We start from the raw sequence: 9,725 nt of genomic DNA, 5'->3' as shown, positions 1-9,725 counted from the left end.
GGGTCGTAGGCGCCGGCCGCCACATGGGGTCGCTTGCCCCGCTTGTAGTCCACCGGGGTGGCCTGACTCCCCTCCCCCTCCACGAGATCGATCTTGGCGGTGATCCCCAGCCGGTCGGAGGAGAGCCACACCGACCGGGCGTGGATGGTCTCGCCCTCCTCCGGTGTCTCGGGCAGGGTGCCGGATTTCTTATCCACCCGGCGGTGCCTGACCCGGCCCTCCACGGTGTCGGCGCTGTCGGCGAACTCTCCCTCAGCCCACATGAGATAGCCGAGCCGCGGGCAATAGACATACTCGTTCAGCATCCGGGCCGGAATGGCGGGCAGGGGGGCCGGAATCTCGGCAGAAAGCGGTGGCGTGCTCAGCGAGGTGGTCATATGTGCCTCATCGGTCTCTTCACCTTCGGGTTACCCGGCTTGACACCGGACCAGCGCACCTGTACGGTATCTTGTACAGACAATCCTCGGAGGTCCCTATGCATACCATCAGCTACACGGCTGCACGCGCCAATCTGGCCAAGACCATGAAACATGTCTGCGAGGACCACGAACCGGTCATCATCTCCCGGCAGCAGGAAGAGCCGGTGGTGATGCTGTCCCTTGCCGATTTCAACTCTCTGGAGGAAACCGCCTACCTGCTGCGCAGCCCGGAAAACGCCCGCCGGCTCCTGGAATCCATCGCCGAGGTGGCCAAAGGCGGTGGTGCCGAGCAGGTGCTTGCCGAATGAGGCTTATCTTCTCCACCCACGCCTGGGAGGATTACCTGTACTGGCAGCAGACCGACCCCCGGATGCTCCGGCGGATCAACGTCCTCATCAAGGAGGCCATGCGCGATCCCTTCACCGGCGTCGGCAAGCCGGAGCCACTCCGGCACGGCCTGGCCGGGTACTGGTCCCGCCGCATCAACGACGAGCACCGCCTCGTCTACCGCCCCACCGCCGAAGGGCTCGTGATCGTCCAGTTGCGCTACCACTATTGACTTGAGTGATACACCTACGCCATGTTTCCTTCCTCCTGCGGACTCTCGGCAGGACGGTTAGAAAAGCGGGAGACGCGGAGCCAGGAAGGCTTTCGGTCTCAGGGGCTGTGCTTGCTCACCCCAGAAAAGGGGTTGGTGGTGCTCTTCTGACTCTACGGCTTTGGAGGGTGGCCAGATCATTGCTCACCGCCTTGCGCAGGTCCAGGGCCTCGGCGATGGTCATCTGCTCTCCAGTCACGGTGATGGTGAGAGGGTGGGGACAATTTGTCCCTGCCCTGTGGTCAATCCTTTGTTCTTGCAGTCTTTTTCCCTTCAGCCTCAGGAAGACGGTGAGTCGCTAAAAGCCCTCCCTGCCGATAGCTGCCCGAACGGCTGTGAACCGCCCCAGACCGAAATGGCTGGCGTAACCCAGGCAGATCGGACCGGTCACGGGCACGTCAAAACACAGGCGGACGGCGAAGCCCCAATCCACGGGCGGCGCGGGGCCACCGCGCCGGACCCGCGAAAAATGGCGGAACCTCAGCCACGCCGGATCCTCGCGGGGGTCCAGCACCATGATGAGGGCGGGCTTCGGTCTTCCTCGCGAGACCAGCTCGGCTTCGATCTGGCCTTCCAGGGTATGCTTCCCATGGCGTTTCATGTGCCGGGGCGGCACGAAGGGGGTGACGCTCCACCATTCCCGAGCCCCACCAGGCGGTCCCAACGCCAGGCGCAGACCGTCACCGTAGGCTCCAGGAAGCGCCCCCAAGGAGGACAGATCCCCGCGACCGGCCACCGCGAGTCGCAAAGGACCGACGCCACCCCTGGTGAAGGTCTGGCGCACCGCCCGAATAGCGGTCTGGGCCGCTCCATCGAGACCCATGGGGGCCCAGATCAGGAAATGCTCCAGGTGGCCATCACCATCGAGATCGAGCGGCAGGATATGGGCATGGCGGTGTGCGTCGGTGAGACGCTGCCGATGGGCATCCCGCCCCGTAAGGACAGAGCTGGGATGCCCATTTACCTGATCGGCAACCTTGACCAGGGCCCGATGCAACAGCTCCGCCTGGGGCAGGGTGCGGATCACCGGCGGCAAGGCATGGTCGTTGCGACTGCCAGTGGCCATGGCCAGAAGCATGCACTCCACCGCTTCCTCGGTCTGCGTGCGCCTCGTCTGTCGCGGCGCGCCGGCCTCGACGGCATCTGCCGGCCGCCAGTAGAGGACCCGCCGGCTGCCGGGAGGCTGACTCCAGCCCAGGTCATGGAGCCAGTTGGTGGTGATCTGGAGACAAGCCACGATGTCTTCGGGGTACATGGCCTCCAGCTTGCCGCGATCCTCCAGAATCTTTCTGTCAGCCTTGGTCAGCTTCTTCTTGGCGGGATCCAGGGTGGGTAGCCCCTCCAGGGCGTGGGCCGCCGCTGTCCGGCGCCACTCGGCGTAGTCGTCGGACGGCTGGGGTGCCAGAAGGGACACCTGTTCCCAGCCGGGACCCGGCATGGCCCGCCCATCGGCAGGGAAGCTGTTGCCGGCAGACATCGCGGACGCCGGCTCTTCGCTCAGGCGTGCCACCACCCAGCTCTCCGAACGGCCCAGATAGCCGAGCCGCCTGGCCAGTTGCCCCAAAAGATCGGCCTCGGCCGGCGGCAGGTCCACGTCCCAGGTTATGGCCAGCTCGCCTTCGTCAATCTGAGCCCAGGTGTCGAAGACCAGGGTCTTTTCCTCTTGACCCTTCTCGTTGAGACGGGCCAGCGGCATGTAATGCCGACTGTGGGCCCCGCTGGCGGGTGGCAGCCGGAAGGTCGGCAGCACGCTAGCCAGCCGTTCAATGAGCGACCGGGCCTCGGGTGGAAGGCCGCTGCCATCCCAGAGCCCCGAGGAGTACCCGACTGCCAGGAGAGCCCGCAAGAGCCGCCACGGCGAAGGTGGCCATTCGACCAACCCCTCGTTGACATGGTGCCCCCAGGGTGTGGCGTGGTAGCGACGCCCAGGAAAACGCAGGATGAGGGTGGGCATGGCTAGGCTCCAGGGTGGTCGCTGTCCTCGTCGTCTGCCGCCTCGGCGTCCTCCTCCGTGTCGGCGCCTTCCTGTTTCTTGGCCTTCTTGAGCACGTCGTTGAAGGTCACCTCGGTCACGCTTTCCATCCTGGCGGCACAGGCGTCTATGGCGCTCCGCAGCTCATCGGTCAGGGCCAGCAGCGACGGCAGCACGAACCCGACCGGAACCTTCGCCACGATGGTGCTCGATGTCACCTCCAGGTCGCAGGCAGTACGCAGCCGCAGACTGCCCTCCACCAGTGCCCGCAGCTTGTACAAAGCGAGTAGGACAAGAAGCCGCTCCACTGGCCGATCCACCGCTGTCTCGATAATCCTCTCGCCATCTGCCCCGTCACGAATCATCGTATCGAGTCCGTAGCCGCGGATCTGGATCAGATCCAGGTTGACGTACAGGGTGATTCGCTGGGCTGTGAATTCATCGCGGGCAAAGGGCACATTCCCGAAACCGGCCTTGGTGTCCCCGGACGGATTGACGTGATCGTTCTTGACCCCGCCTGACGGGGCTGTGTCCACGCCATCCGCCTCGATGAAGGCAGACAATGCCCGGGCCACCCGCAGCCGGCCGCCGGCCAGCTCCTTCTTGGCCAGGAAAACCCCATGCAGGAGGGAGCCGATGTCATACCTCAGGAGCACCACGGCCAGTTGGCGGCGATCGACCGGGCCTTCTTCCAGACCGCCCAGCTTGGACTTCAAGGTGTCGAAGAAGGTCTTGTCGGAGCCTCCCAGGAGATACGGGCTGTTGAGTCGGTGCGCCTCCAGCACCGTGTCGGTCAGGAACCGGCCATTGCGCAGAACGCGGACGTGCGAAAGGCCGGCGAGCTCTGCCTTGAGGTCCTGCCTTGCCTCGTCCCAGCAGGTGAGCTCCAGCCGGTTGGCCATGCTCTGGGCGCTCTCCACAAGAAGGCAGCGGCCGGCCGGGGTCTGGAACGTGGCAGCCCCCAGACCGGGGAAGCCGGTCGGCTGAAAGCGTTGCCCCTGCAAGGGCTTGAGGGGAATCTCGAAGAGCAGACGAGGAACGGAGTCCAGCGGGCTGAGATCAACGGTCATGGGATGTCTCCTTGTTCGGTGGAAGGATCGAGGCGGCGGACGAAGGCGGTTGCAGTCCTGCGGTGGATGGGAAAGGCCAGGGCCGCCGCCCAGAGGCGGGCGGTCTCCGCTGGCACCGAGGAAAACCGAAGGGCGGTGGTGATCCCAGCGGCACGCAGACGACGCAGCGCCAGCTCCACGGCTGTCGAGGCATCGCCGCCGGCCAAGCGCCGGAAGATGGCGGGATCGACACCGATCTGGCGGCCGTCGGGCAGAGGCCAGGGCAGCATGGCCAGGCGCAGGGCCAGCCAGGCATCGTCCGGGAGTTGGCCGTCCTTCGCCGATGAAGAGGGCGGGCTCGGCGTTGCCGCCCACCTCCTGCCGTCAACCGCCATCAGCGCCCGCGCCAAGGCCATGGTACGGTCGAGATCGAGACGGTTGGCTACGAGCAGACCCAGATCCACCGGACTGGCCTCAGCTTTCTTGGCCGCCACCAAGGGTAAACGCCGCTCACCCCGCTGACTGGCATCAACCAGGCGGCGCTCCACCAGGGCGATGGCATCATCCAGGCCGGCTCGGCCGTGCATGACCACCTTTGAGTCCACCTGCAACCGGAGCTGGCCAGCGGTCCCGCTGACAGCGAAACGGCCCTGCTTCACCGGCAGCCAGTGGCTCCGTACCGCTTTGACAGGACCGTACTCCGACCGAAAAGCAGCCGCTTGCAGGGCACAGGCGATGGCCAGCCGAAGCTCCGGCGAGCCGTCATCGGCGGCAACCACCCACTCTGGACGCAGAGCCGGGACCGGCCCCGCCCCGTAGCCGCTGCCGGTGACCATCACACCCTCGACCGCCGCCAGGGCCAGGAGCACCGCCTGCCAGCGTGCCGGCTCATCCGGATGCTGGGTGGTGGCGAACAGGGCGTCGGCGAGCCGCCGCTCCACTTGCTGCATCCGGGCTGGTGCCTCCTTGGCCCGGGCCTGCCGTCGCAGCCGTGGCAACCAGGCATCCAAATCATCCAGGCAGATCAGCCGCGGCGAGACCCGGTCCGGCACACGAAAGCGGCCCAGGGGGACGGCGAGGTTGCTCTGACCGTTACGTTCGATGTAGCCATAGCGCTGGAAGGCTGTAATGCCGCGGGCAATGCCGAGGCGGGCCACAGCCCTGGCCATGTCAAGGGGTTCATTCACGGGTTTGCGCCCCGTCTGGGCGCGGCCCTCGGCAAGCAGGCGCCGCAATTCACCCAGGGTCACCGGTTGGGTCCAAAGGGGCATCCACTGCTCCCCGCGGGCCGCTTCATCGGCCCCGGCAGCGCTGGCATAACCGGCACCCTGAGCCCCCACCACGAATGGGGCTGCGGCCCGGGACTGCCCGGCGGCACCCAATCGCCGCGTGGCATGGGCAGTGAACAGCAGGGTGCCTTCCAGCATCAGAAGAAAATCCATGGGATTGAGCAGGCTTTTCGCATCGGGCCCATTGCTGCTATTCGCTCCCCCGGCCATGCCGGGCAGATATTGCCCCACCGCCTTATCCGCCTGACATCCGGCCGCAGCCGTCCCCCACAGGGCTGCTCGGAGCCACGGCCCGGCGGCTACTCGCGGCTTGCCATCGTCGGCTGCCAGATCGAACATCTCGCCGAGACGCTGAAAGAAGTTGTTGGTGAAATCCAAACGGCCGTCATTGCCGCCTGTACCCAACAGGGCAGGAAATTGCGGCGTTCCGTCATCTCCCAGCACCATGGCGGCGTCCATCCATTCCCGGTGCGGACCGCGCCAGGCAAGCCGGAGGCGGGGAATGAGCTCGGCCTTCAGGGTCTTGAAATGCTTTTCAGCCGCGGCCAGTCGCCTCTTGTACTCCGGTGCCTCTTTGAGCACCTTTTTCTGCCCCGCGGTCAGCCCCCTGACCTTGGTCTCCGCCTTGATGGCACGTACCGCCTGGTCGGCCTTGGCTATCTGGTCCATGGGCTCCCGACTGTCCCTGATCCCGGCCCGTAGTCTTCCGAGTCGGGGGGCTGCCGACCCCTCCACCGGGGCGAGAACAGGATCGTTGGCGTAGAATCCCGAGCCCTTGTTCCAAGGCGAAACGAGGGGCGTAGGCTCGTAGCGCTCCAGCACAAACGCCTCCAGCTCCTCACGGCTCAGGCTGCTCATGAGCCGGAACCTTTCCCCCTCCCACCACCCCCGGGCCGCCGGGTCGGCCTGCTCGGCTACCAGACGCAGGATGCCCAGGGCCTTCAGGTAGTGGGCCAGCGGCACCGGGGCGCAGCCGTCCAGATCATGGATAGGCATCAACACACCTCCTTCAGAACCCGAAAAACAGCCTGGCTGGTCATGGCTCCCCTCCCTTGGCCAGCCGTTCCCGCCACACCGCCATCAGGGGCTCCCAGTTGCAGGCATCGGCGGCGCGCAAGGCAGACAGATACGTGGCCGTGGCCTCCGCCGACGGCAAGAGGTCAAGCGTGGGGAGGTCCAGACGGTGCAACAACAGCCGGAGGAAGACTCGGGTGGTGCGACCGTTGAAGTCAGCGAAGGGATGGATGGAGAGGAGGCGGCCCTCGGCAAAGGCGAGGGTTTCGAGGAGCCGTTCGTTTACGGCCGGGCCGGCGGCAGCCAACCGGGCTTCGAGATCCCGGCCATACTCCCGCATGAGCACGGGCACGTGGAAGAACTCGGGCGGCTGGTGCTGGCCCACGCGGACGTCGTGACGCCGCCAGCCGGTGAGCTGCGGGGTCAAATCACCGCAGAGCAGCGTATGGAGGTCTGCAACAAGGTGGTCGTCCAGCGCGACATCATCGAATTCGCCGGCCTCGATCCATTCCTCCAGGATCTGGGCATTCCGGGCGAGGTGGGGGGCCAGTTCCGAACAAGTCAGGATCCCGAGGCGGGTTTCGATGTGACGGGTGGCATCGGCAGGCGCGCGTGCTCCGCTTCCAGCATCTCCAGATCCACCGGTTCCCCCTCGAAGGCCATGCTCTGCGCCACGTTCCTGGGGATCCGCTGCCAGCGGCGGCGTCTCTTTTCCTCCGCCGGCAGGCTGCGCCAGCGCAGAACCGCCTCCTTCCAGTCCAGGTCGCTCATGGTCATCCTCCAGAAGCGGGTCAGGGGTCTGGTCATCCCTTGAAGCGCGTTGATCAGCGGCCCGCAGCACCGCCTCGAGACAGGCCAGGGCAAACGGACCGTGCTCGGCAAGAAGCCCGAGCACCCTCTCGGTCCAGCCCCGGCCGGTGCTGGGGTTGAGGCCGGCCGCCGCCGGTGCCAGATCCAGCCGGCAGGCGGGCAAAGTCCAAGGGAGGCCAGCGGCGTCGGACAAGAGCAACGCCGGCAGTACCTCGCCGTCGTGCAGGCCACGGATGCGGGGCTGCTCATCGTTGGCCGCCTGATCGGCCGGGCAGGCGTGCCAGGCAAGGCGTATCTTACCATGATGGCTTGCCACCAAGTAGACGACGAGGTCGAAGGCTGCGGGGGCGAGGTCGAGGATCTCCTGCTCCAGGGCGGTGGGAGAAGCCTCGGCAGGGGCTGACGCCGGCGGCGGCATGCCGGCTTGTTCGAGAATCCCGCGCCAGGGCCCGAGCAGGGCCGGATGGTCCGGGGCATGGCGCTGAAGGACCGCGAACAGGGCCAGGGCACTGGCCAGCTCATGCCGGAAGCCGGGGCGCCGGGTGCCGTCCGGCATCGGATAAAGCCGACTGCTCGCAAGCCAGGCCGCGGCCGGCGCCTTGGCGAGGTCCTGGCGCGCCGGCCGGCCGCTGTCCGGCTTGATCGAGCCCTGGAAGGCCGGGAAGGCCTTGCCGGCGTCATGCCAGCGGCCGGCAAGATCGAGGAGGGAGGCCCAGGGAGGTGTGAGCGCCTCCGCGATCCTGCGGGCCAAGGCCCCGGTCTCCCGGCCGTGGGTGGCGATGGTGCGCCAGGGAAAGGCGCTCAAGGATTCGTCGTCCTGGCCGGCATCCGCCTGTTCGGCAGCGCCGACAGAAGGAGGCGACACCATTTCGACCGCATCCTTGCTTTCCGGCGTCCAGCCCTGGTCTCGGCGATAGCCGCCGCAGGTGACATCAACGAGAACGGTTTGCCCAGGGTAGAGGTCGCGCCGGGTTGCCCGGCGCCAAGTGCCGTCCAGCCAGTCCCAGACCCAGGCCCGCATCTTCCCTGCGAGATTCGGCGCCTTCTTTTGCGTGGTTTCCTTGCCACACAGCCAGTCCCGGGCCTTAAGGAACGGCACCGCGCAAAGGGCATCCCGGGATGGCCGCAGGTCGGCGGGTGGCCCCTCCCTGGGCACCTCGGCCCAGAACACCGCCAAGTCCCGTTCCTCTCCGGACCGGATGAAGCGGCTGACGTCGATATCGGCACCGGACAGATCCGGCGTGGTGTCGAACAGCTCCTCGATCTCATGGCGCACAATGAGATGGCGAGGATCGTAGGGATAGAGGTCGGGCAGCCGTTCCGGATGCTCCTCCTCGAAGGCCTCCAGATGGAGGGACGCCACATCGGCTACCATGCCCAGGGCCTCCCGGGCGGCCTCCAGCTCGTCCTTGGCATAGGGCGCCGCCGCCTTATCGTCCTTGTGGCCCAGGTCCGCCACGATCACCTGCGCCTCGCCACCCCAGCGAGCCGCACGGCCGAATCGTTGGACCAGGCTAGCCCAGGGCGCAAGCTCAGTGACCAGCACGCCGGCCGAGATGTCGACCCCGGCCTCCACCACCTGGGTGGCGACGATGATCCGGTCCGTACCCGCACCACAGGCCTCCCGATTCAGAAAATCCTGCCGCCAGCCGGCCCGTTCTGCCGGCCGGAAGCGGCTGTGCACCAGCCGCGGGTCGGTGTCCTTGAGATCTTTGTTCTTCTTCAAGGCCTCATACAATTGCACGGCCAGTTCCACCCGGTTGACCACCACCAGCGTGGGCCCCCGCATACCCCGACCGGCGTCGAGATGTTTTTTCGCCACCAAACACGCCAGATCAACAGGGCCATTGGTCCGTTCCACGACACACCGTTTCGTTATCCCCTCCCAGAGGGGTCCATGGCGCCCCTCCAGCGGGATCATGGTCTGTGGCAGCTCCGTGGCCATCCCTTGGGTTTCCGGGCTCTTGCCCAGCCAGTCCCGCTGCAGGGTGGCGCTCATCCACCAGGTATGACAGGGCCGAAGGCAACGATTGGCAACGGTGTCCTCGTCCCGGAAGGCCTGCAGCTGGCCGGAGGTGGCCAGCCCCACATCCATGAGCTGCACCTCGTCCATCACCCACAGGCAGTCCTGGTTGAGCAGCCCGAAGTCCATGGGCCAGCGGGCCCGGGCCGCGGCATAACCCCGGTTCAGGGCCCGGGAGAGAAGCATGTCCTGGGTGCCGATAAGGACCGCACATGCTTCCGGGTGGAGATGCCAGTCCGTGGCATCGACCCCGCCCATGAGCAGATGGACGCCCACCTTGTCACGGTGATCCTCCTCGTCTCCCAGAAGCCCAAGCCGGCCAAGGGCGATTCGCACCTCGTGCTCGGTCTGTTCCACCAGCACCCGCATGGGCAGGCACCAGACCAGACGCCGTGGCCAGCGGTCATCCTGCCGCAGCACCCGGGTCCACAGCCACGCCGCGAGCACGCCTTGGGTCTTGCCGAAGCCGGTAGGGATGCGGATGAGCCGGTTGCCGCATTCCTCCTGGTATGCCAGCTCCTGTTGCCAGTCATGGGGCTTGCCGTGGCCAG

General features: G+C 66.5%; 7 protein-coding genes. 2 read left to right on the top strand and 5 right to left on the bottom strand.

Features of this window, described 5'->3' with window-relative positions; translation table 11 throughout:
• Positions 1 to 377, bottom strand: a 377-nt coding sequence (locus tag AB1634_17280; GenBank protein ID MEW6221268.1) for a Dna2/Cas4 domain-containing protein, incomplete at its 3' end; no start/stop codon positions are given.
• Between the two features lie 98 nt (positions 378 to 475).
• Here AB1634_17280 and AB1634_17275 point away from each other — a divergent pair.
• On the top strand, positions 476 to 727 hold the full coding sequence (locus tag AB1634_17275) for a type II toxin-antitoxin system prevent-host-death family antitoxin (protein MEW6221267.1): 252 nt from the start codon (positions 476 to 478) through the stop codon (positions 725 to 727).
• Positions 724 to 978: a Txe/YoeB family addiction module toxin gene (locus AB1634_17270; protein ID MEW6221266.1), complete on the top strand. Its 255-nt coding sequence runs from the start codon at positions 724 to 726 to the stop codon at positions 976 to 978. Before AB1634_17275 ends, AB1634_17270 begins: the two co-directional genes overlap by 4 nt.
• Positions 979 to 1,315: 337 nt before the next feature.
• Here AB1634_17270 and csb2 read toward each other — a convergent pair whose 3' ends face one another.
• The 4 genes from csb2 to AB1634_17250 form a co-directional block, all read right to left on the bottom strand.
• Entirely contained in the window at positions 1,316 to 2,971 is a 1,656-nt protein-coding gene (gene csb2, locus AB1634_17265) for a type I-U CRISPR-associated protein Csb2 (protein ID MEW6221265.1), read from the bottom strand.
• A 2-nt stretch (positions 2,972 to 2,973) separates the two neighbouring features.
• Positions 2,974 to 4,059, bottom strand: coding sequence for a type I-U CRISPR-associated RAMP protein Csb1/Cas7u (gene cas7u, locus AB1634_17260; protein ID MEW6221264.1), 1,086 nt, complete (start codon positions 4,057 to 4,059; stop codon positions 2,974 to 2,976).
• A complete protein-coding gene (gene csx17 / locus AB1634_17255; protein MEW6221263.1) occupies positions 4,056 to 6,323 on the bottom strand; it encodes a type I-U CRISPR-associated protein Csx17 in 2,268 nt (755 codons plus the stop codon). The genes cas7u and csx17 overlap by 4 nt, the downstream gene beginning before the upstream one ends.
• 40 nt (positions 6,324 to 6,363) lie before the next feature.
• Positions 6,364 to 9,725 (bottom strand): Fic family protein (locus AB1634_17250; protein MEW6221262.1); only part of this gene is annotated, 3,362 nt, incomplete at its 5' end.

It is taken from the genome of Thermodesulfobacteriota bacterium, from assembly GCA_040755095.1.
GTDB lineage: Bacteria > Desulfobacterota > Desulfobulbia > Desulfobulbales > JBFMBH01 > JBFMBH01.
The sequence above is the reverse complement of the archived record's forward strand: the minus strand, read 5'-3'. Positions and strand labels throughout refer to the sequence as shown.